The organism is Nitrospirae bacterium YQR-1, assembly GCA_039908095.1.
In the GTDB taxonomy this organism is placed as follows: Bacteria; Nitrospirota; Thermodesulfovibrionia; order Thermodesulfovibrionales; family Magnetobacteriaceae; genus Magnetomonas.
This window is the reverse complement of the sequence record JAMOBJ010000020.1, coordinates 42,037-64,130: the sequence shown is the minus strand read 5'-3', so window position 1 is coordinate 64,130 and position 22,094 is coordinate 42,037. Positions and strand designations below refer to the sequence as shown.

Below are 22,094 nucleotides of genomic sequence, written 5' to 3'. Positions count from 1 at the left end.
TATCACACATACAAGAGAGCGCAGGGCTGATGACTAAATCCTGCCTGACCCCAATTAAAAACCGTAACCGTGGTAAGACTACAGAAAGGGCTATCGCTAAACGGATTTCAGGTGACCGCAGAGGCGTTTTAGGTGGTGAGGACATATCACATCCTGTCTTTTCTGTAGAGGTGAAATCACGGCAGAAATTTGTTGCTTCTGAGTGGATGTCTCAGGCTATCAGGAACGCTCCAGAGGGTAAGACTCCTTTAGTGGTGGTTCATGTTAACGGCCAAAGGCATGATAACGATTTGGTTGTAATCCGTATGAGGGACTTTGAGGATTATAACGGACGGCTGCTCAGTGAACCGCAGCTATAAAATGCGACTTACTGCAACATTGCAACATACTGCCACTTCTGTTTTTATATGTTGCATGGTATAAACCGGCTTATTTCCTTGCTCTATGCGACATTGCCACTTATTTTGCCATTTCACGATATTTAATATATTTTTACGCTATGTAGTTAACCAACGCAATTTTGCGTTGGCTACAAATTGAAACCGACTGATTATGTACCCCAATACTTTTGTCGGTAATTGTCGGTATAAGTAACACCTCTGCAAGCTAAGAGATAATGCCGCTTTAAGACTTTTGTCGGTTTTGTCGGTGGTTTTTGCAGTATAGATATTTCAATCTCATGTGTTAACTTTAAGGAATCGGTCAGGACATTCAGGACATTAAAACAGGTATATATAGACAATTTATTTTATTTAATCCGTTTCCCAAGATTTACCGGAAAGTCAAAATCAAACAGAGAGTAATTACCCGATACTTTAATGAGTATTTTTCTGAGTAATTTTCTTTAAGTTTCATGGTCAAAAAAAAGAAAAAACAGCTATGAAAAACAATGCTAAAAAAAGCTGGTGACGGTTTGGTGACGGTATTTTAGGGGGTTTTGGAAAGGTAACCCATTGATTTATAACGATATTTTGAATGGACGGTAGGGGATTCGAACCCCCGACCCCCACGTTGCGAACGTGATGCTCTCCCAACTGAGCTAACCGCCCAAGCCTGTATTGTTTAACATATTTACTGTATTTAATGCAATTTTCATTAAACCGTGTAAACTCCGCAGCACAATATCAATTATTTGAGCAGGTTGGCAGCTCTATGACTTTAAATGCTCTGCAGCAAGGTACTTATTAATTATAAACTCTCTCTGGTTGCCGCTTGTCACAATGCCGCATTTCCTTAACCTGCTCATCGTCCGTGAAACCACCTCCCGTACTGTTCCCGTCATGGCGGCTATTTCCTGATGAGTTAAGGTCAGAGGGACGGTCTCAGCTTCAGGATTTTTACGGTCCGCTGAATCTACCAAAACTTTTAACACTCTCATCTCTACATCTTTAAAAGTAATATTTTCAACTATAGACGATAAGTGCTTGACACGTGAACAAAGGGTTCTTAATATTTTTAATCCAAAATCAGACAGACCGTTAAACAGCATAGCTGTAAAATCATCCACCGGTATCGCCAGCACTGTTGTATCCTCTACTGCTACGGCATTTACCATATTTTTATTATCCACATAAATAGGTGCGCAGCAGAAATGCTCCCCCATCTCCATCACTCTAATTACTATTTCCCTGCCCTCTACAGAGTTCTTATAAAGTTTTATTGCGCCACTTTCTATAATAAAGAAAAACTTAACCTCATCTGATGCCAGAAAAACAAAATCATTTTTACAGTATTTTTTGACAAATGATTTTTTCCCTATATCGTCAAGATCATCATCACTAAACTCAGAAAGACATGGAAGCAGGCGGAGTTGATCTTTATTACAACTGTGTGCTTTTTGTCTTTTCTTTGTACTATCACCCTTTACCATCTCCAACCTCCCATTGTGTTTTACTACGCTGTCTTTGCTGTTAATAACAGCTAAATTCCGGCTCCACCTGTGCCGCTTCTACGCAACGCTCTTAGCGTAACATAAAGAAATAAAAAACCTCCTAACACTGCAACAACACCCCCTAAACCCATAAGAGACATGCCGGCAATTTTTTTTACCGTATCAAGCCCCTGCTCCATACCTGTAACCTTTCTTTGCACATTATAACCTCCCGCCCATGCCAGCCCTGAAATATGCATCAACTGCCCTGCACCATAAAGATACGCTTGTAATGCCGCCAACTTAACTGTTACATTACTAAACCCCAACCCCGGCAAATATAAATAAGTAAGCCCCATATAGGCAAGCGTTACTCCCACTATCGCCCCGTGATAGTGGGCTGGTATCGTTACGTTTACGCCATTTATCAAATATCCAATCATCCCTCCGGCACCAAATAATAATACAGAACTCATAAGTGCTGCAAGCAGATGGTTATTGTGTTTCTCTTTTCTCTTTATTAAACCATAAAGTACCATTAGCGCCACTATTACCACAGAGTAACCAATCCCCCACTCCATAAGTGTAGTGAATGCCTCCCTGAACCGCACGGTTTCCACAGCGGCGGTCATGAAAATGCAGGGACTTACCATAGAGCCGATAAAAACAACCAAAAAAACAACACTAAAAAACCAGGACGGTAGTTTAGGAAAGTCAATGCCGCACTTGCAGGCCAGCAGTACCCACGCTATCAGCATTAACAATGTGTGCATAAACTGCATTATATGCCCACCTCCCCAAAACAGTATCTCATAGTACTTTGTCTCATCCAGTCCCGAGGGTATCTTAAAGTATGTATAAACTATTGCAAGCACTGACATAATCCCTATAAAGCCGCTCAGTTTAAGACCTAGCTGCACTGCGGCATCCAAACTTTTGAAGGCCTCTTGCACCCTTATCACTATTAAACTCCGCAGTGAGAGAATAAAAAAGCCAAATAAAAAAATAATTAAACCAGCCAAAAAAAACTTTTCATTTAAAACCGGTATGTAATTGTTCATAAGAGCATGGCCGGAGCCTAAAAACGGACTAAGCGCTATCGTCAGTGTCCCAAATGCACAGAAAAACAATGACACATACCCTAACCATAATAACCTCCCACTCCCATAGGTGCTCCACAAAACACCGGCAAAAGCTACAAACCATATCAGCACGGATAAATCCACATGCACCACAAGAGCCACTTTGAAGTCTTTAATCAAAGGAAATATATTTTGCACATAAGGGGTCCTTGAAAAAACCAGAATTACCGAAAGCAACCCTGCAAAAACAAGACTCGATATGCCGAGAAACAACCACCCTCTGACAAGAGATACCCTGTCCACGCCTCTTAAACACCTCCCGTTAAAAAAAACAATTAATGTATCCCTACTATAACATACCCTGTAATTTATTGGAAGCCCCAAAGGAGTACCGGAAACTCCGGCTGCTCCTTTGGGGTAAGCTGTGTTTAACTTTTTAATGCCCCTGTTTAACCGGCTCCTCAGGTTTACCGTACTCATACGGTCCCTCAGTTATCACAGGGATTTTCTCAAAATTATAAAAAGGCGGCGGCGAGGGAATCTGCCATTCAAGTGACTTTGAATTCCATGGATTTGACGGGGCCTTTGGGCCGCTTATGGCTGACTTTATGAAGTTAACTATTGTCAGCACAAACCCGAGTATTGCAATGTAGGAAAAAATGGAAGCTATTCTCATCTCTCCTGCATACCTTATCGGCACTTTCCAGTACCTCCTGGGGATTCCGTCTAAGCCCAGATGAAACTGCGGTAAAAAAGCTATCATAGCCCCAATCAGTGTAAGCCAAAAAGCGAATTTCCCCAGCGGCTCACTATACATCTTCCCTGTAAATTTAGGAAACCAATAGTAAATTCCACCAATACACAGCATGGACATACTAATTGCCAGCACGTAGTGGAAGTGTGCAACCACCCAGTGGGTGTCATGCACGTGGATGTCAAAACCAAGAGAGCCGTTGGCAATACCGGTTACACCGCCTATCGTAAAAAGTGATATAAACCCAAGGGCATGGAGCATCGGGGTTTTTAAATCAATAGAGCCCTTATGAAGGGTGGCCAACCAGTTGAAAGTCTTTATTCCGGTAGGAACACCAATTAAAATCGTTGCCCACATGAAAACCACTCTTGACCAGTTCACCGTGCCTGCAACATACAAGTGGTGTATCCATGTTTCAAACCCAAGCACTGTGATAATCATAATGGCAATGGCCATGCTTGTATAACCATAGACCTTCTTCTGTGAAAATGTTGAGATAATATCCGATACTATTCCAAAGACCGGAAGCGCTACAACATAGACGGCCGGGTGGGCATAGAACCAGAAAAGATGCTCGTAGAGGATTGGGGAGCCGCCCTTGAAAGCATCATAGAAAGATGTGCCAAGGTACTTGTCAAAAAGCAGAAGAGTTACCGCCGCCGCAAGCACCGGTACTCCTATCAACTGAATTATAAAACCCCCCAAAAGACCCCACACGGTTAGGTTAAGCCTGCCCCAGGTCATCCCGGGCGCTCTCATTGTTATTATTGTTGTAATGAAATTAACAGCGCCGGCAATACTTGACGCTCCAAGCATGTGAACGGCAAAAACGTAAAATGCCGTGTTGGCTGATGTTTTTAGGGAATACGGCGGATACCCGGTCCATCCAATGTCAAGCCTTCCCGGCATAACGAGAGCCATCACAGCTATAAGCCCCGCCCCCACATAAAACCAAAAACTTAGCGCATTCAACCGCGGGAATGCCACATCATGCGCTCCTATCATAAGAGGCACCAAATAGTTTGCAAAGAACCCTAACACTACCGGTATCATCCAAAAAAGCACCATGGCGGCCCCGTGAATTGTAAATGCCACATTATAGAGCTCCGGCCCTATTATCACCTGTTTGCTCTGGTCAAGCATCTCTGTTCTCATCACTGTTGCCAGCAACAGCCCGACTACAAAAAACACCATTGCAGTTACAAGATACATTATCGCTATCTTTTTATGGTCTGTGGTGAAAAGCCACGACTTAAATCCCTTAGGCTCATTCATTATCTGTTAACCTCCTTATAATTTTTTTCGTTCACTAATAAATTTATTATTTTAATGTTTTTACATATGCCACTATGGCATTAAGCTCCTCATCCATTAAGCTGTTAGGCTGCATCATTAGCGTGTAGTTTTTATCTACCTTAGCCTGAGGGTTTTTTACCTTTTCCTTTATAAACATCTCATCTGCAACAACCTCTGTGCCGTCTGTGCAAGCTATCTTGCTTCCAAAAAGCCCTTTAAATGTTGGACCTGCACTCTTATCACCTGTTACCGTATGACATCCTGTGCACCCTAGGGATTCAACAAGTTTTTTGCCCTTTTCCTCAGGTGGTAATGGCGCTGACTCCGCTGCTGTATTGAGCTTCACCCACGCATCATAGTCCTCACGTTTTAGCACAATCACCTTACCAAGCATTTTAGAATGCCCCACCCCACAGTACTCGGCACAGAATACCTCATACTCACCGGGGTCCTTGGCATTAAACCAAAGATATGTCTCACGCCCGGGCACCATATCCTCACGAACCCTGAAATGCGGCACTGCAAAATTGTGGATAACATCTTTACTGTTAAGGAGCACTTTTACCGGACCCACCGGCACTCTGAGCTCATTGAGTGTTTTAATCCCCTCCGGGGAGATCATCTCAAAGGAAAATGACTGCCCTATCGCTTTGGCCTCAAAAATATCCTTTGGAACATTTCTGTAATCGTTAAAAAGAGCCCATGAGTGAACACCGATAAGCGCAATTATTATGAAAGGAACAACCGTCCATGTTATTTCAAGTCCGACGTTACCCTCAATGTATGCTCCTGTCTCATTGTCCTTTTTCCTTCTGTACCTCAACGAAAAATAAATAAGCGGAATAGTAACAATCAGGTATATAATAATTGAGATTACAAGCCACAAATTATAGTGGTTGTCCCAGCCCTTTGCCGGATCGCTGATTCTTTCTTTAGCCATTACAAGCGCAGGTAATACAAAAAAAACCAGCTGTGAGGCAACAAATGCAATGAACCTGTTCATTCTGAACCTCCTTCAAAATTTATCGGCTTAGTATAAGCCATTTTCTTTTTTTTCAGATTTCTGGAAAATAAAAACACTATAAGCCCTGTCAGCAGAGCCAGCAGAAAGCCAACTGAGGCGAAAATCAGAGGTAAATTAAGACGGTATCCCCTGATCTTTGTATCATACTTATAGCAGGCAAGCGCCACTGCGCCTACTATCGGGAACTTCCCAATCTTACTCCTGCCTGATTCAATTAAAGCAATTTTTACGTCAAACGCCGGCGGGTATAGTCCGAAAAGGTACCTTGTTATCTTGCGCTCCGGAGATAGAAAAATATAAACATTTGGATGCACAAAGAGTTTGTCCTGCTCAGAAAAGAAAAACCTGTAGCCCACAGACTCAGTAAGTGCTTTTATTTCCCGCTCAGTGCTTACAGCAAAAATCCACTTATCAAAATTGCCGGGAACCTCACCCTTCATTTTTATATTGAGGCTCTTACGGAATTGGGCGGCTAAAGTAACATCCTCTTTATGGTCAAAACTCAGCGTGATTACATTGTAGTCCTGACCTAAACGAAGGTTTGCTTTTGATAAGGCAGCACTTAATCCCTCATTTAACACCGGGCATGTCTGGTAGCAATTGTAATATATGATAGAGAGTATCAGAGGTTTACCTGAAAAATCCGACAGCTTAAACCGGTTTGAATTTTCATCAGTAAATGTTATATCAGGGACTATTTTCCCCAGAAAATCGTCTTCATTTATGCTGAGCGATTTAGGGTCAAAGGTCGAATCACCCGTGCCCGGCACAAAGCCCTCCGCCTGAGAGGCCGCTAAAAGCAGCAGAATAAAAAACAATATGTGCATACCAGCCTATTGACCGGTTTTAACGTAAGGAATTATATATATCAACGAAACAACCAGCAGCCAGACTATGTCAACAAAGTGCCAGTACAGGCCGGTTACGGTTGCAAAAACGTGTCTGTCTTTTGAAATCCTGCCGCGTTTTACCATTGTAAGAACAAACAATTGCATAATCAGGCCAACAATGACATGAGAGCCATGAAAGCCGGTTATAAGATAAAAAAACATACCATATTCATTTGTAGAAACTGAAAATCCCGTGGAAATCAAGTGGTGCCACTCATAAGCCATACAAGCTACAAATGCGAAACCTAAAATGAAAGTGAATATAAGCCCTGAAGATGCGCCGCCGGAATCACCCTTTTCAAGTTTTGATTCAGCACTGTGGATGGTGGCCGATGAAGATATAAGAAATATGGTCATGACAACAGCCAGTCCCATAGGGGGCACACCGGCTGGAGTGCTGGCAGGGGGCCAGAGCTCAGACGGGAGCAAAGTGTATAGATATCCACCAAAGAGCCCACCAAAAAGCGCTACCTCAGAACAGATAAATATAATTATCGCCGTCATGCTTATTTTGTTTTCACCTTTTTTAGCATGCACCTCGGAAAGCCACCCGAAAAGACCTGTTATAAGAACAACAAGTGCAACACCTGCCATAAGAAGACCCAAATGTGACATACCCCACGAAAACGTAAGCATAAACGAAATTGGAATAAGAAAACTACCCAAAGCAGTAACAAGAGGCCAGGGACTTAACTCTACCTCGTGATGAATATCACCGGAATCATGGTATCCACCATGTGCGATATTTTCCATATCTAAACCCTCCACTCAGTTCCAAATATTTACTAAAACTCCACCCTGGAGCACTATTCGTATATTATTGGACTTACATTCCACTTCTCAGGTCTCTTTAATAGGACCTTTTTATTTTTTCATATACTACTTTAGTCACAGTAAATTTACATAAGTCTGCTATGCTTTGTCAAGATATAAAAGTGCCGCTGAAATATTTTTTTATAAAACTCTAAAACAGCTCTTTTTTACCGCCGCAAACTTCTATTAAACGAGCCGCCGCCTTTGCCACTTTTTGCGCCATGGTTTCATTCTTACAGTGGAAGGTAGCACTGACTTCCTTAATTTCCTCTTTTCTGTACTTACCGTCAGAATCATAACTCTCTCTGACTACAGATATCTTACGTTCCTCATTTCTTGAATTAACCTGAACTCCGGAGTTAATAAATCCGGTGTACATGACACGTGCAGGATCAAAACCAAGTCTGATGACACCGGGGTCCATATCAGCCAACGGTACAGTCTTTTTCACTCTGGCACTATCCTTTTCCCCAAACTTACCTGTTGTTCCTAAAAGGATGAGATTACAGCCCTCAAGATACACTCTGTCAATAATTTTATCGTCATAGAACTTCATGTTATCGCATTTTTCCTGTATATAGGCAATTGTCTCCTCTTTTGAGGGCTTTGGGCCATCGGTGTCCTTTAGGTCCTTTGTGACGGATTCAGACGGCTGTATTGGATCAGGCGCAACAGTGCCCTTTTCTGCAAACACCTGGTCCGTAAAAGATAGGGCTATCAAAACAGCCAACAACCAGAAGAAAACTCTCAGTTTTTTTACCCTGTACATATCGTGCTGCTTTCTCATTAACTCTCCTCTGAACATTAAATTTTTACCTCCATTTTATGGTTTAAGCCTGTACATATGCTCAGGCTCTCGATTCAAAAACCTGTCTGTACTTTAATCACAGTGTATGTAAATGGCTTTTGTGCACTAATAATCACCGTTTGATAGTAGCATAAATACAAGTTTCTTTTCAATTTGCACCTGCTCAGTACAGTCTGATGATCTCAGTATCCAGTGTATCAGTATCTAAAAGAGCCACAGTGGCTGCACCATGTAACCAGCCGCATAACTCCCCGGGATTAAGTGCAAGGGTAGAACCTGTTCTTTGCTGTACCGCCACATGTGTGTGTCCGTATATGACAATATCGTAAAGCCCTGAGTGTGTGAGTGCTTTAACTAAAAAATGCTCATGAATCATGACAGCCTTTTTGCCGTCAAGAACTAATTCACATGGCTGTTTATAGATTCTGCCGTTTGAATGTCTGTTCAGCAGGTATATATCGCCGTCATTATTCCCAAAGATACCGGTAAACTCAGCTTCTAAATCTTTAAGTATTCTGAATGTGAAGCCGGAGGTAAAATCACCGGCGTGGAGCACCTTTGAAACCCCTCTTTTATTAAATAAATCTACGGCACGTTTCAAATTATCCATATTATCGTGTGAGTCGCTCATTACCCCAACAAGCATATCACCTTCCGCACTATATAATAATTCTAAATTATAACCTTATTTTTTTCAGCATCCTTGTCATCAATCTTTGGAAGAATAACGCTCAGCACACCATCAATCAGTGTGGCGTTAATATTGTTAAAGTCAACCGTATCTGGAAGTAGAAAAGAACGCATAAACTTTCCAAAGTTCCGTTCCATGCAGTGGTAGAATTCTTTACCGGTATCAGTGCCGGGCTTTCTCTGTCCCGTTATTATGAGCAGGTTATTTTCTGTTCTGATGGACAGCTCATCCTCACTAACTGCAGGGATATCGGCTTTTACCATGAAATCTCTTTCTGTTTCGTATATATCAAAAGGCGGACTCCACGCACATGGCTGTTGAGTTACGGCCTCATCCCCTGTGCTGTGAAATAGTTTCTTCACTCTCTCATGTATAGACATGAACTCTTCCATATCATCCCAATACTTACCGGACATCCCGTGCCCTCCTTCTAAAAAAAACTAACTAAAAAAGCATATTTTTTCTGCTTCAGACCATATCCGTATGGTATCATGTATAACCTTTAAAATTCAATGTGCTATAATTAATCTGGAGTAGCTTTAAAAGTATAAGATATACAGTTACAAAAAAATTAAGTAAGGGAGGATATAAATGGCTGAGTTAATGGAGGAGGTTTTTCAGCGGGCAAATCTGGCCACATCAAACCAGATGGAGATGCTCACTTTTTTTTTAACAGATAATCAACTCTACGGGATAAATGTGTTTAAGATAATCGAGGTGATTGAGTGTCCACCTAAAATTATAAAGATGCCTAACTCTCACCACTCTGTAAACGGATCAATTAATTTCAGGGGAAAAGCCATTACAATAATAGACCTCTCGGAAGCGCTTGGGATGGATAGTGTTGATTATAAAAACACAATAAGCTATATAATAATATGCGAATACAATAAAAGTGTGCATGGTTTTTTGATTAAAGAGCCCAACGCCCTGATAAACAAAAACTGGGCGGATATCAAGCGTCCTTCCTCGGTGATAGGTAAATCGGCATATCTTACAGCCCTTACCTATATAGAAGATGACAAGGCTGTGCAGATTCTTGATATAGAGAAAATCCTTTATGAGATAATCGGAATAGAAGGTAATATTTCAGAAAAGCTGAGAGAAGAGATTAAGACAGACAGTATAGAATTTAAGGAATATCACGTACTTGTGGTTGATGACTCAAAATCGGCAAGAACTATGATTCAGAATGTGTTAGACCAGTTGGGATTAACATATACACTTTTAGACAGCGCCGTAACGGCGTATCAACTGCTGGAGGATTTTTCAAAAGACACTGTAGCTATAACCGACAGGTTCCATCTGATAATTTCAGATATAGAAATGCCCGGAATGGACGGTTTTACATTTGTGCGGAAAATAAAAGAAAATCCAAAACTTTCCGGGCTTTGTGTGTTCTTACACAGTTCCATGACAGGGCAGTCGAATGTGGGAAAAGCAATGCAGGCGGGAGCCGATGATTTTCTCGGAAAATTTGATCCAAACATTATTGCCGTCAAAGTTCGTGAAAGGATTTTCTCATTGGCAAACAACAGAGCAGGCTCTCTTAACTGAGGCAAAAGGAGTGATGCAATGAATAGTGACAGGAAGTATAAGTTTTCATGGGAGCTGCTGGGTGATATTGCCACAGGGCGTCCGAATCTGGGCAATAAGACCCGCCTTGAGGTATATCGTCTGCTGTTGTTTACCTTTCGGGATGTCTTAGAGCAGCACCTTGGAACGGAAAAGACAGATCAGATTTTTTATGAAGCGGGCAATCTCTCAGGCAGAGAGTTTTATGCCAACATGCTGAGGCCCACCTCAGACCTGGGTGAGTTTGTCCGTGAGCTTCAACAGGTTTTGAAAGATATGGGAATCGGCATATTACGGCTTGAACAGGCGGATGTGGAAACCGGTGAGTTTGTTCTTACCGTCTCAGAGGACCTTGACTGCTCAGGGCTTCCGGAGCTTGACCACGAGGTCTGTGTTTATGACGAGGGATTTATTGCAGCACTTCTGGAGAGTTTCACAGGAATGAAGTTCAAAGTTAAGGAAATAGACTGCTGGTGTACCGGAGATCGTACCTGCCGGTTCTCGGCAAAGGCGGAAAACTCAGGGAGCAGGAAATAGGTGTCTGTGGATTTGTCATATACGCTTGATAAGGCAATCAGGTCTTTGAAGAATCTGCTTGACGGGCGAGTGGTAGCACAGGAGCCTCCAAAGGAGCTGTCAGAAGTAGAGGGTTTTGAGCATATTTACGAGTCGCTGCTGGAGGTGCGTAATGCCATAATGGCTGCATCTGTGGGTGATCTTGCCTATCCGGTACATAAAAAAGGCTATATTGCAGGAACAATAAAGGGATTACAGGCCTCACTGCGCCACCTTACATGGCAGACCAAAGCAATTGCAAAGGGGGACTTTACGCAGCGGGTTGATTTTATGGGGGAGTTCTCGGCAGCATTTAATGTGATGGTGGAGCAGTTGGATGAATCCATGCGCAAGCTCAAACTCAGGGAGCGGGAGCTCAGAAAAATAGCACACACCGATCCCCTGACCGGTGTGAATAACCGCGGCTATTTTATGGAACTCTTAACAACCGAGTTAGAACGGGCTCGCCGCTATAACCATATGTTCAGCGTGCTGATGATAGACCTTGACCATTTTAAATTAGTCAACGATACGCGGGGGCACGGGGCGGGGGATGAGGCACTGCGGACTTTGGCGGCCGTTGTGCAGACCTCGGGACTCAGAGCTAATGATTTTATAGGGAGAATCGGGGGAGAGGAGTTTGCCATAGTATTGCCTGAGACAGGGGAGTCCGATGCTGCGGCTGTGGCTGAGCGGATACGAACCACTCTGGCTGAAACACCGGTTATCTATGAAAACGAGGAATTTTTTATAACGGCCAGCGTCGGAGTCAGCCAGAACAAGACAGGTGATGTACAGGCAACCCTGCTTAGCCGCGCTGACGGTGCAATGTATGATGCCAAGCACAAAGGCCGCAACAGGGTCTGTATTGCCGGTTAATTTTATCTCTTATTCCAATTTTAATTCATTTGTCTAACTTTGTTGACTTTGTCACAAGCTCCGGGGCATACGCTCCCCTAAAGCGGCTCTCAACGGGTTTTTCTGTATTTCTTATGGCGGATAGTTCCGACTCAGCGCTTTTGAGAGTGTTTAGTATCAGAGTGGAGCCGGGCTCAAGACTTAAAGCCATGCTGAATTCAGCCACAGCCTCGGAAAGTCTGTGGATAGTTTTTAAGGCCAGACCTTTGTTAAAATGAAAACCGGCATTGCCCTGTTTAATCTCCAACCCCCTGTTGAAAACAGTGATTGCATCCTCGTTACGGTTTAACTTCATAAGCGTAATGCCAAGAACATTAATTGCCTCTATATCTCCTGGATGTTTTGATATAACAAGCGCAAGGTTTGCCGCAGCATCAGCATACCTCTCCTGTTTAAAGGAAATCATACCCATCATTTTATGTAAAACAGCTTCCCCATCCCCTGCCATAAAAGGGGGACATTTCTTTAAATACGGAATTGACTCCTCATACTTACCCATATCCTTTAAAGTCAACCCCATAGTACATATAAGCTCCATTGAGTCCGGTTTGACGGCAAAGCCCAACCTAAGCAGTTCAACCGCCCTCTGAGAATCCCCTGCCTCTTTGTATGCCGCAGCATAGTTGTTATAGCCGATATAGCTGTCTTTGACCACTTTAACAGTATGGCCGAAAAGGGTGATTGAATCTTTCCAAAGTGCCGTTTGATTCCATGTAATAGAAAGCAGATAAACTAACACGCTCAGGGATACGGCTAACACCACATTTCTGCCGGCTCTGTATCTGTCGGCTAAGTCTCTCACACCACAGACAATCACTACAAAGAGCCCAACAAGCGGCACGTAGAGGTATCTGTCCGCAATAGCCTCCCGGCCGCTTTGTATAAGACGCATCACGGGCAGAAGCGTTACAGTAAACCACAACCACCCTGCTGCAATATATGGCCGTGCTGTTCTGTATTTGTATGCTGTAGAGGTTATAACAAAAAGAACCGCCACAGAGACCGCAATCTTCCACAGTGGTACTACCTCAGGGTATGGATACGGCATGGCAAGGTTAAAAGGCCAAAATGTCATTATAAGATAATCGAGGTATGATGTGGCGGCAGTCACTAATCGCTTGGTGATAGGCAATGAACTCAGCGGACCTGGGGCATAATCGGTACGCTGAACATATACGGTAAAAACACTAAAGATAAGAGTTAACACAAATAGTGGAATTTTTTCTGCAAAAACCCTCTTACTAACCCTCTTCAAAGGATAGAAATCAAGAATTAACAGAGTAAGCGGAAAGGTTACAACCATAGGTTTAGACATGAGTCCCAAAACCATAAAACCAAAAACCGGTAAGTATCGTAACACTTGAGGTTGCTCCACATATTTTAAATAGGCCAAAATACCCATAAACCAGAAAAAAGTACTGAGGAGATTTTTTCTTTCAGAGACCCATGCCACGGACTCGACATTTACCGGGTGAAGTGCAAAAAGAGCCGCAGCAAAGGCGCTTTCATAAACACCCAGCTGCAAGCGGGTCAACAGATAAAACAGCACAACGGTGTTAATGGTGTGCCATATCAGGGATGTCAAATGGTGCCCTGCCGGGTTTAAACCGAAGAGCTCAACGTCAAGCATATGGGAAAGCCACGTAAGCGGATGCCAGTAGCCTGTAAAGGTGGTAAATAAGGCATACCGTATCTCATCCAGCCTGAGGCCCTTGTTTACATGTGAGTTATTGAGTACATACAGCGGATCGTCACAATTAATAAATCCATTACTTCTCAGCTGCCAGTGTGCCGCCACGGCAACAGCTGACAAAGACAGAGCTATGACAATCCTAGTGTCTAATTGCAGAAGTTTGCGATAGTTTTTCAGAGTTATATCCTTTTTATATTGGCTTGCAAAATTTCGTTGTCAATGAGTTTTACCTTTAAGGGCTGAGATTGCCACACCCCTTTGGGGTTCGCAATGACGGCGCTGGGCTGTGCGTTGACGTTTCTATCCGTCATTACGAGGAGCACAGCGACGTGGTAATCTCCTCTTTTAAAAAATTAATCAGAATTATTTGAAATATCTATTACTTTTGCAATTAGACACTAGCTGTACGCTTAGTCACAACGGTTTGATTGTCTTGCCCATTGCCATGTTATCAGAACCCTGACCTGTTATTGTCCTGGTTAATATTAAAAATAATGTTTCCACCGTTTGAGCTGGTTCTGACGGCACTTGCCACAAACCTGGTGGCCGTGGTGTTGGTGGTAATATTATAGCTGAAATATAACGCACTGGCATTGCCAGGCCTAAATCCCGGCAAACTGGTCTGAATAGTGTTTGAAGTCTGATTGAAGTACAAAGTTGCATCACTACAGGCACCGCCTGTTTTGTAGTAACAACCGTTTTCGTTATAATACTGTTCCAGAAGCTGTCTGAGTGCAAGGAGATTTTCCTGAGCCTCCACATTTATAGATTTTTCCCTCTGCCCTAAATATATGGGTACGGCAATCCCCGCAAGTATTCCCATTATTAACAAAGTTATCAGTAACTCCACCAGTGTAAAACCACCCTTATTCCCCTTTAGCGCCGGTTTGTTATCCGCTTTTTCCATTTATTTCACCCTCCTTCATATTCGTTGCCTCTGTGGAATAATAACATAACAATGGTGAGATTTACAAAAGGGGTGAAAAGTGGTATCTTATACCAAGCTGTAGTCAGAAGTACGCAACTTGGTTTTAGGTGGAAACGCAAGCGGCGAGACAATCTCAACATAAATAGCCAGTATAATAACCAACATAAATACATCCTTATAAAACAAGGAGTTGGATAGATTTTTCTGCAAAATTGATATGATTTCAAACAAGATAAAATTGAAAAGAATTTTTAAAAGTAAAGCCGCCTTATTATACGGGGTTTACTTGTTAGTTAATTTTTCGGGAATGTTTCTCTTTGTGCCGCATAATGATGAGATTAACTATGCCCAGTATGCGCAGCTGATGCACCGAGATTGGGAAAACTACAAGTATGTCTCCATGGATGGTTCATTTTTCGGCGACTACAAGGATCCCCTTCAGTACTGGATTACATCATTAACCGTGAGTGTTACTGATAACCCGGTCTGGGGTGTAAGATTATGTTCTGTAATTGTCGGTTTTTGTGGTTTTTATTTTGCTAAGAAGCTTATTGCAGAGATTTGGACAGAGGAGGCGGCTGTGTTTTTTGCATATCTCATGTTATTTTCAGCTTATTTTTTTTATTTTAATGCTATTGCTATTGCCGAGGTTTATATGTATGGATTCGGTATTGCTTTTCTGTATTTCCTTTGGCGCTATATGGTTGACGGCAGGTTTTATCATGGCATCCTGTCATTACTGTTTTGCCTTGCCATGACGGCAACAAAAGAGTCCGCCAAGGCATGGTTTGCTTTTGCTGTGTTTATCCCTCTGCTTATATGCGCTAAAGGTAAAACCTTCAGAGAGTTTTTGGACACACTAAAAAGTAAATTCATGATTTATTTTGGAAAGTTTTTTCTTATTACCACTTTATCGGTTTTATTGACTCCTTTGTGGATTCCCTCTAAATATGCTGCGGTTAAAGCCGCATCTAATTACCAGTCCCAGATAAGGACAAACACGGAAATCTTTGCATTTCCCTTCCATGATTGGTTTGGAAATCTGAAATTCTACTTTTCTGAAACCCTGTTTATTGATTACCCGTGGGCTGTGCTTTTTTACTTTCTTCTTGTAACTGCAGGATTTTGGTTTTTACGCAAAAAGCCGCTGTCTTTCTTACTTTTGGTTTCACTGTGGATATGTTCTTTTATGGCAGCCGTTATATACCTCAAGCCTAACTTCATGCGCCACTTTGGGATGTGTTTATATTTTTGGTACTTTCCGGTTGCCATATCCATGGCTTTGGTCAGTGAGAAATTGAAATTCACTAAGTATGCCGTTGTTTTTTGGGCGATTTTAATTTTAACAGGTCTCTGTCAGACATGGAATAATTATTCCAGCCTGTTAAAATACGGACAGAGCGATATATCTATGACCGAGACAAAGGCTCATTGGGCAAACGGGCTCGGAGTCTATCAAATGCTGGATAAATTAAAAAGTCTGGAAGCAGGGGTTTTAATTTATGATCCCAGATGGGGCCTTCCCGGGACGGTTGTCGAAATATACTCAAAAACCTTTCCACAACTCTCCATTGCTCCGCTTACCGTGGACATGCTTGGGTCACTACATGAGATTAAACATAAAATCAATAAAGAAAATAAAAATATGTACATACTTGTTGACAGAGGAAAACACGGAGAGAGACCATGGATTGATGCTATAGTCACAGATACCACGCTGTGTTCAAACAGTGATATGGTACAAAAAATTTATAGAGGAAAAGTGCTTGACGGGTCATCTTATGTTATTTGCAAAAACAAACATTTGTAATTATATATGCCATATTTTTGCTTTTTCTATCATATCAAGCATATAATCCACCCGCAGCATGGCTTGCCTGAGTCTTTGTGAAACAGCAATGCTGACGCCCTTATACAATCGCCTTCCGAAATCAGGCTCCTCGCTTATCCTGTTATCCAGAGATTCCCTTGAAATATTTAAGAGCACGGTAGTCTCAAGAGAAATGACAGTGGCGGATGTTTGTGTATCCTCGATGTAGGACATCTCCCCAAGTATCTCTCCCGGGCCCACAGTGTTTATCTGTTTCTCCCCTTTTGCAAGAAACACTCCCAACGATCCCTCCAACACTATATAGATGTATTCAATATACTCCCCTGCTTTGATGACCACAGTATCAGGTCCGATTGTCTCCTCCACACCGGTTGAAAGAAGCCACTGTATGTCTTCATCTGAAAGTACCTCAAGCAACGTAACAAGTTTAGCCATTATATTAACCTCGTTTTTAACAGCATTTTAATCACCAATGGTGTTTCTAAAGACCTCTTCCACAGAGGTAAGCCCCTGTTTAACCTTTTTTAAACCACTTTGCCGCAGTGTCAACATGCCCATCTTTACAGCCTCCCGCTTGATGCTCTCAGCAGTTCCCCCACTGAGAATAACCTCTTTTAACTCACTACGCATCGGCATGACCTCATGCAGGGCCAACCTGCCCTTATAGCCGGTATCACCGCACTCAGGGCAGCCGCTGCCGACAAAGCATTTAAAGTCTGCTATCTCATCCGGAGATACACCGGCTTTCAGCAGCAATTTTTCAGATACGTTTGTATCCTCTATTTTACATTTCTTGCAAATTCTTCTTGCTAATCTCTGTGCAACGATAAGTACAACGGATGATGACACAAGAAAAGGCTCTATTCCAATGTTTAAGAGCCTTGTGACTGTGGACGGTGCATCGTTTGTGTGAAGGGTGCTTAGAACCAGATGCCCTGTTAGTGCAGCCTTAACACCTATCTCGGCAGTCTCCTGGTCTCTAATCTCACCAACCAGTATTATGTCAGGGTCCTGCCGCAAAAAGGCCCTCAGGGCGTTTGCAAACGTTAACCCCACCTCAGGCTTTACCTGCACCTGATTAATACCTGCAAGATTATACTCAACCGGGTCCTCCGCAGTCATTATGTTCACCCCCGGTTTGTTCAGATGTGAAAGCCCTGAGTACAGGGTGGTTGTCTTGCCACTTCCGGTAGGTCCGGTTACCAGAACCATTCCAAATGGTTTTTCTATTGACTCAACGAAATCATTCAATTGTGTTTCGTCAAAACCCAGAATGCTTAAATCAAGGTTCAGGTTGGACTTATCCAGAAGCCTCATAACAACCTTCTCGCCAAACTGTAACGGCAAAGTTGACACACGGAAGTCAACCTCACCACCCTCATATTTCAGCTTTATTCTTCCATCCTGAGGGATACGCCTCTCAGATATATCAAGACGGGACATTATTTTTATTCTTGAGATAAGGGGATTCTTAATGGTATCGGGAAACGGGGGGAAAGCCTGCTTCAGCACACCGTCCACCCTGTATCTGATGCGAAGCTCCTTCTCCCACGGCTCTATATGGATATCACTTGCCCTGTCACTTATAGCATTCATCAAAATACCGTTTACCAACTGTATAATAGGAGCAGTGCCTGCCTCAGACAGTGAAATCTTCTCTTCCTTTTGGTCAACAATGGTGACATTTTGAGTAACTTTGCCAAGGAGCTTATTAATTTCCGACATATCCAGGGTTGTTTTAGCGCCTCCTCTGGCTCCCTCAGGCACCAGCTTCTGCTGGTCAGCCTTAGGATAATTCTGTTCAATGGCTTGCATAATAGCCGACTCGGTTGCCACATGCACCGCCACCTTCATTCTTGTAATAAATTTTACGTCTTCAATTGCAGGATTATTTGAGGGGTCGGCAATGGCAAGCCTCAGAGCTTCGCCTTCCATGGTAATAGGTATCATTACGTGTTTTCTGGCTTTTTCAAAAGGCACTTTTTTCAGAAGTGCAAGGTCTATCTGATATTTACTCATATCGATGAAAGGTACCTTGTACTGTTTACTGTAAAACCCTGCAAGGTCCTCTTCTTTTATATGTCCAAGTTTTGTCAGCATAGAGCCGAGACGCTTACCCTCTGATTTTTGAAGTTCAAATGCTTCCATTACCTGTTTTTCCGTGACCAACCCTGCCTGTACTAAAAGCTGGCCTTGTATTGGTATTGTAGGTGCTGCCATTGTATTGCTGTCTCCTAAATTATGCTGATACGGTTTCCACCGGAGGTAAGGCTTTGATTCATAGCTCTGTCAGCCCTTTTTATGATTGTGGTCACTGTATCCCCAATATTTGCCACAGTTGCCCCAACAGAAACAGTCGGTGTAAATGAAACTGAATTTACCGACACCTCTTTTACACAAACAACTTTAAAGAGACGCTCACCAATCATTCTGATGTTACTGTCCTCCACATTATTGGTAATAACCATCAATATATATGTTCCCCATAAACCAATCTTGTCATTTCCCCGTATTGCCTTTACAATCCTCTGTCTCAGCATCTCCAAAATTTCATCATTTCCAGCCTCAGAGTTTGCACCCAAAGTGTCTGTGTTACCCTCTATCTGGTCAATTGCAACTAGAAAAAGCCCAAAAGCTATCCCTGTTTTATTCAGTGTGTCCAGTTTTGCCTGAAGAATACTCTCACAGCACTCCCTTGTGCAAATGGAGACCGGCTCTGTGCCTCTGTGAAGGGGCCGTCTGTCGGTAAATACCTCGCCTATCCCTACAATACCCAAACGGTCTTTACTCCAAAGTGGAAATATGCGGGAGTGCACGTATATATGCCGCCCGTCCTTGTGCCGGATGTAAGCCTCCGATTCCCGCTCTGCTCCGTCATTGTAAGTTTTTGTCAGCAAACAAGTCTCATTTGCCAACAATACTCCGTCTGAAGTCACATGAGTAATAATGCTCTGCGTATTATGATTACCTGTAACCTCGGAACTACTGAATCCTGATATTGTCTCTGCAGCTCTGTTCCAAAATATTATCTTTCTTTCTGAATCCAGCAGACACAGGCCGTCGTTAAGGTGGTCTAAAACAGAATGTATGTTTATATCCGTCATTATATTCACAATGCCTCTCCTCAGTTACAAAGCACTCATTGCAGTTTAACAAAATAAGATTAAATAGTCAATACGGCTGATTTAAATCACAATCATCGCAATTGCCTCAATAAAGAAGACTATGTTACCTTATCAGGTAAATACATTTAGAAAAGGAACTTGTTTCACATGATAGGAAAATTCATATTGGATGCAGTTAAAGGCATGGGAGTTACTTTAGACTTTGCCGAGGTGGAGATGCCAAGGCGGCAGGGGCAGGGGGATATTTCAACTCCTGTAGCCATGAACTTATCCGGTAAGTTAAACTCACCGCCCAGAAAAATTGCCGAGGCTATTATTTCAAACCTCAACGCTCACACTGAGATAAACAGTATGTTTGAAAAAATAGAGATTCTCGGTCCCGGATTTATAAACTTTCACCTTAAGAGTGCCTTTCTCTACAATCGTTTAAAGCTGCTCTATAACGACAGTGAGAGCTTTTTGCGACTGGAGCAGGGGGCTGGGAAGAAAGTACAAATAGAGTTTGTAAGCGCTAACCCCACAGGACCACTGCATTTGGGACATGGCAGGGGAGCCGCCATCGGTGCAGCACTTGCCAATCTTCTGTCAGCCTCCGGTTTTGAGGTAGTAAAAGAGTTTTATATAAACGATGCAGGCAGGCAGGTCTCCCTTCTCGGCCAATCGGTTTTTTCTATTTATCACTCACTGTTTAACTCACAATATCCCTTTCCTGAGGATGGTTACAGGGGTGATTATGTAGAGGTCATAGCAAAGGAGATAGCAGAAAGCCATGGTGATTCTCTGTTAAAAAATGACTTTACGGATGTTTCAACTGTTTTTATTGATTACTCGTATAAAAAAATGCTTAAGTGGATTGAGGAAGACTTAAGCAGCTTTAGCGTAACCTTTGACAGATGGCAAAGCGAGCGGGAACTCTTTAACAGCGGTACAGTTACCGGCTCTATTGAGATGCTAAGGCAACGTGGGTATATCTATGAACAAGACGGTGCTGTTTGGTTTAAGGCAACCGCCCTTGGCGATGAAAAAGACAGAGTTATAATAAAAAGCGACGGCAGCTACACGTACTTTGCCTCTGATATTTCATATCATATACAGAAATTCCAACGAGGGTTTGACGAGTGTTTAAACATCTGGGGAGCAGACCACCACGGTTACATACCGCGCGTAAAGGCGGCAATCAAGGCGGCTGGATTTGACGACTCAAAACTTACCGTGCTGCTGGTTCAGATGGTGTCGCTGCTTAGGGGTGGTGCGCCGGTTCAGATGTCCAAACGTGCCGGTGAGTTTATCACTCTTAAGGATTTAATGGATGAAATAGGAGCTGATACCGCACGGTTTATATTTCTTACACGGAGACCTGACAGCCAACTGGAGTTTGACCTTGACGCAGCAAAGGCACAATCAGCCGAAAACCCTGTCTTTTATGTTCAATATGCATATGCAAGGATAAACAGCATATTTAATAAAGCAACAGAGAGAAACGTTCAAACGTCTTTCAGAGATATGGATATTGATCTTTCAGCTCTGGATAAACCGGAGGAGCTCCAAATCATAAAAAAACTCATTCTCTACCCTCTGATATTTGAAAACGCAGTCCGTGCACGTGAGCCCCACAGGATAACCTTCTACCTTCAGGAACTCTCCGGCATGTTTCATCCCTACTACAATAAGTACCGGATACTTAGCCCTGAAAGCACCGACAATGGACCGGAAGCACTCAGACTGACCCATGCACGACTTATACTATGTGAGTCTGTTAAGATAATAATTGAGGCAGGGCTAAAGATTCTCGGGATAACAGCCCCGGAAAAAATGTAAGAACTCAGCAGTTTCAAACGGTTTAAAATGGCATAAGCGATAAAATATGAAAAAACAACACCCGCTGCGATGGATTTTTGAGCCGTTAGAGGCAGAGCCAAGCTATATAGAGAAGCATATGTTTGGCTGCCTTGCCTGCTATCTCTATGGGAAAATCGCCTTAGTAATATCATCCGGTGAGGAGCCGTGGAACGGATTGCTGATCCCAACCGAAAAACAATACCACCAATCCATCATAAAGGAATTTGACACGGTAGTACAACATCCTGTTTTAAAAAAATGGCTGTATCTGCCGGAAGAAACCGAGGATTTTGAATCAGCGGCGACACTTATCGCTGAAATTGTACTCAGAAACGACCCTCGTTTCGGCGTGTACCCCAAAGAGCGCAAAAGCAAAGACGCTCATCGATTACGAAAGTGACA

21 protein-coding genes and 1 tRNA gene are annotated in these 22,094 nt (G+C 42.8%); 7 read left to right on the top strand and 15 right to left on the bottom strand.

Annotated features, from left to right (window positions below):
• Positions 1-359: hypothetical protein (locus H7844_10520; protein MEO5357717.1), on the top strand; the 359-nt coding region annotated here is incomplete at its 5' end.
• A 617-nt stretch (positions 360-976) separates the two neighbouring features.
• Here H7844_10520 and H7844_10515 read toward each other — a convergent pair.
• The 10 genes from H7844_10515 to H7844_10470 all read right to left on the bottom strand — a co-directional run bounded on the left by H7844_10515 (position 977) and on the right by H7844_10470 (position 9,644).
• A tRNA-Ala gene (locus H7844_10515) sits at positions 977-1,049 on the bottom strand.
• Between the two features lie 101 nt (positions 1,050-1,150).
• Positions 1,151-1,870 (bottom strand): Crp/Fnr family transcriptional regulator, encoded by a 720-nt coding sequence (locus H7844_10510; protein ID MEO5357716.1) that lies wholly within the window; start codon positions 1,868-1,870, stop codon positions 1,151-1,153.
• Positions 1,871-1,920: 50 nt separating this feature from the next.
• Positions 1,921-3,432, bottom strand: coding sequence for a cbb3-type cytochrome c oxidase subunit I (locus tag H7844_10505; protein MEO5357715.1), 1,512 nt, complete (start codon positions 3,430-3,432; stop codon positions 1,921-1,923).
• Positions 3,389-4,981, bottom strand: a complete 1,593-nt coding sequence (locus H7844_10500; GenBank protein ID MEO5357714.1) for a cbb3-type cytochrome c oxidase subunit I — start codon at positions 4,979-4,981, stop codon at positions 3,389-3,391. Before H7844_10500 ends, H7844_10505 begins: the two co-directional genes overlap by 44 nt.
• 46 nt (positions 4,982-5,027) lie before the next feature.
• Positions 5,028-6,005 (bottom strand): cytochrome c oxidase subunit II, encoded by a 978-nt coding sequence (gene coxB, locus H7844_10495; GenBank protein MEO5357713.1) that lies wholly within the window; start codon positions 6,003-6,005, stop codon positions 5,028-5,030.
• Positions 6,002-6,853: an SCO family protein gene (locus tag H7844_10490; protein MEO5357712.1), complete on the bottom strand. Its 852-nt coding sequence runs from the start codon at positions 6,851-6,853 to the stop codon at positions 6,002-6,004. Before H7844_10490 ends, coxB begins: the two co-directional genes overlap by 4 nt.
• A 6-nt stretch (positions 6,854-6,859) precedes the next feature.
• Entirely contained in the window at positions 6,860-7,669 is an 810-nt protein-coding gene (locus H7844_10485; protein ID MEO5357711.1) for a heme-copper oxidase subunit III, read from the bottom strand.
• Between the two features lie 211 nt (positions 7,670-7,880).
• On the bottom strand, positions 7,881-8,516 hold the full coding sequence (locus H7844_10480; protein MEO5357710.1) for a hypothetical protein: 636 nt from the start codon (positions 8,514-8,516) through the stop codon (positions 7,881-7,883).
• 184 nt (positions 8,517-8,700) lie between these two features.
• Positions 8,701-9,183, bottom strand: coding sequence for a metallophosphoesterase (locus H7844_10475; GenBank protein MEO5357709.1), 483 nt, complete (start codon positions 9,181-9,183; stop codon positions 8,701-8,703).
• 26 nt (positions 9,184-9,209) lie between these two features.
• On the bottom strand, positions 9,210-9,644 hold the full coding sequence (locus H7844_10470; GenBank protein MEO5357708.1) for an Hsp20/alpha crystallin family protein: 435 nt from the start codon (positions 9,642-9,644) through the stop codon (positions 9,210-9,212).
• 175 nt (positions 9,645-9,819) lie between these two features.
• On the opposite strand from H7844_10470, the gene H7844_10465 reads away from it, so the two are divergent.
• Genes H7844_10465 through H7844_10455 form a run of 3 tightly spaced genes read left to right on the top strand, consistent with a single transcriptional unit; the run spans position 9,820 to position 12,237 of the window.
• On the top strand, positions 9,820-10,785 hold the full coding sequence (locus H7844_10465; protein MEO5357707.1) for a chemotaxis protein: 966 nt from the start codon (positions 9,820-9,822) through the stop codon (positions 10,783-10,785).
• An 18-nt stretch (positions 10,786-10,803) separates the two neighbouring features.
• Positions 10,804-11,340 (top strand): 4-vinyl reductase, encoded by a 537-nt coding sequence (locus H7844_10460; protein ID MEO5357706.1) that lies wholly within the window; start codon positions 10,804-10,806, stop codon positions 11,338-11,340.
• On the top strand, positions 11,341-12,237 hold the full coding sequence (locus tag H7844_10455; GenBank protein ID MEO5357705.1) for a GGDEF domain-containing protein: 897 nt from the start codon (positions 11,341-11,343) through the stop codon (positions 12,235-12,237).
• 25 nt (positions 12,238-12,262) lie between these two features.
• Here H7844_10455 and H7844_10450 read toward each other — a convergent pair whose 3' ends face one another.
• Both H7844_10450 and H7844_10445 read right to left on the bottom strand, forming a co-directional pair.
• Positions 12,263-14,089: a glycosyltransferase family 39 protein gene (locus H7844_10450; GenBank protein ID MEO5357704.1), complete on the bottom strand. Its 1,827-nt coding sequence runs from the start codon at positions 14,087-14,089 to the stop codon at positions 12,263-12,265.
• 331 nt (positions 14,090-14,420) lie between these two features.
• Positions 14,421-14,876, bottom strand: coding sequence for a prepilin-type N-terminal cleavage/methylation domain-containing protein (locus H7844_10445; protein MEO5357703.1), 456 nt, complete (start codon positions 14,874-14,876; stop codon positions 14,421-14,423).
• 307 nt (positions 14,877-15,183) lie between these two features.
• On the opposite strand from H7844_10445, the gene H7844_10440 reads away from it, so the two are divergent.
• Positions 15,184-16,707 (top strand): glycosyltransferase family 39 protein, encoded by a 1,524-nt coding sequence (locus H7844_10440; GenBank protein ID MEO5357702.1) that lies wholly within the window; start codon positions 15,184-15,186, stop codon positions 16,705-16,707.
• Here the strand turns inward: H7844_10440 and H7844_10435 are convergent, their stop codons facing one another.
• From H7844_10435 to H7844_10425, 3 genes are read right to left on the bottom strand one after another with little or no spacing between them, the layout of a single operon-like run.
• On the bottom strand, positions 16,708-17,163 hold the full coding sequence (locus tag H7844_10435; GenBank protein MEO5357701.1) for a cyclic nucleotide-binding domain-containing protein: 456 nt from the start codon (positions 17,161-17,163) through the stop codon (positions 16,708-16,710).
• Positions 17,164-17,190: 27 nt separating this feature from the next.
• The gene (gene pilB, locus H7844_10430; protein ID MEO5357700.1) at positions 17,191-18,948 is read right to left on the bottom strand and encodes a type IV-A pilus assembly ATPase PilB; all 1,758 of its coding nucleotides are present in this window, start codon (positions 18,946-18,948) and stop codon (positions 17,191-17,193) included.
• Between the two features lie 14 nt (positions 18,949-18,962).
• Positions 18,963-19,832, bottom strand: coding sequence for a diguanylate cyclase (locus H7844_10425; GenBank protein ID MEO5357699.1), 870 nt, complete (start codon positions 19,830-19,832; stop codon positions 18,963-18,965).
• A gap of 168 nt (positions 19,833-20,000) precedes the next feature.
• Between H7844_10425 and argS the strand changes: the two genes are divergently transcribed.
• Positions 20,001-21,671 (top strand): arginine--tRNA ligase, encoded by a 1,671-nt coding sequence (gene argS, locus H7844_10420; GenBank protein ID MEO5357698.1) that lies wholly within the window; start codon positions 20,001-20,003, stop codon positions 21,669-21,671.
• A 46-nt stretch (positions 21,672-21,717) separates the two neighbouring features.
• Positions 21,718-22,092 (top strand): hypothetical protein, encoded by a 375-nt coding sequence (locus H7844_10415; GenBank protein ID MEO5357697.1) that lies wholly within the window; start codon positions 21,718-21,720, stop codon positions 22,090-22,092.
• The last annotated feature ends 2 nt before the right edge of the window (positions 22,093-22,094 follow it).

Coding starts and splice junctions, on each gene's coding strand:
- H7844_10510 (MEO5357716.1), bottom strand. CDS start 1,870: ATGGTAAAGGGTGATAGTACAAAGAAAAGACAAAAAGCACACAGTTGT.
- H7844_10505 (MEO5357715.1), bottom strand. CDS start 3,432: ATGAGTACGGTAAACCTGAGGAGCCGGTTAAACAGGGGCATTAAAAAG.
- H7844_10500 (MEO5357714.1), bottom strand. CDS start 4,981: ATGAATGAGCCTAAGGGATTTAAGTCGTGGCTTTTCACCACAGACCAT.
- coxB (MEO5357713.1), bottom strand. CDS start 6,005: ATGAACAGGTTCATTGCATTTGTTGCCTCACAGCTGGTTTTTTTTGTA.
- H7844_10490 (MEO5357712.1), bottom strand. CDS start 6,853: ATGCACATATTGTTTTTTATTCTGCTGCTTTTAGCGGCCTCTCAGGCG.
- H7844_10485 (MEO5357711.1), bottom strand. CDS start 7,669: ATGGAAAATATCGCACATGGTGGATACCATGATTCCGGTGATATTCAT.
- H7844_10480 (MEO5357710.1), bottom strand. CDS start 8,516: ATGAGAAAGCAGCACGATATGTACAGGGTAAAAAAACTGAGAGTTTTC.
- H7844_10475 (MEO5357709.1), bottom strand. CDS start 9,183: ATGCTTGTTGGGGTAATGAGCGACTCACACGATAATATGGATAATTTG.
- H7844_10470 (MEO5357708.1), bottom strand. CDS start 9,644: ATGTCCGGTAAGTATTGGGATGATATGGAAGAGTTCATGTCTATACAT.
- H7844_10465 (MEO5357707.1), top strand. CDS start 9,820: ATGGCTGAGTTAATGGAGGAGGTTTTTCAGCGGGCAAATCTGGCCACA.
- H7844_10460 (MEO5357706.1), top strand. CDS start 10,804: ATGAATAGTGACAGGAAGTATAAGTTTTCATGGGAGCTGCTGGGTGAT.
- H7844_10445 (MEO5357703.1), bottom strand. CDS start 14,876: ATGGAAAAAGCGGATAACAAACCGGCGCTAAAGGGGAATAAGGGTGGT.
- H7844_10435 (MEO5357701.1), bottom strand. CDS start 17,163: ATGGCTAAACTTGTTACGTTGCTTGAGGTACTTTCAGATGAAGACATA.
- pilB (MEO5357700.1), bottom strand. CDS start 18,948: ATGGCAGCACCTACAATACCAATACAAGGCCAGCTTTTAGTACAGGCA.
- H7844_10425 (MEO5357699.1), bottom strand. CDS start 19,832: ATGACGGATATAAACATACATTCTGTTTTAGACCACCTTAACGACGGC.
- argS (MEO5357698.1), top strand. CDS start 20,001: ATGATAGGAAAATTCATATTGGATGCAGTTAAAGGCATGGGAGTTACT.
- H7844_10415 (MEO5357697.1), top strand. CDS start 21,718: ATGAAAAAACAACACCCGCTGCGATGGATTTTTGAGCCGTTAGAGGCA.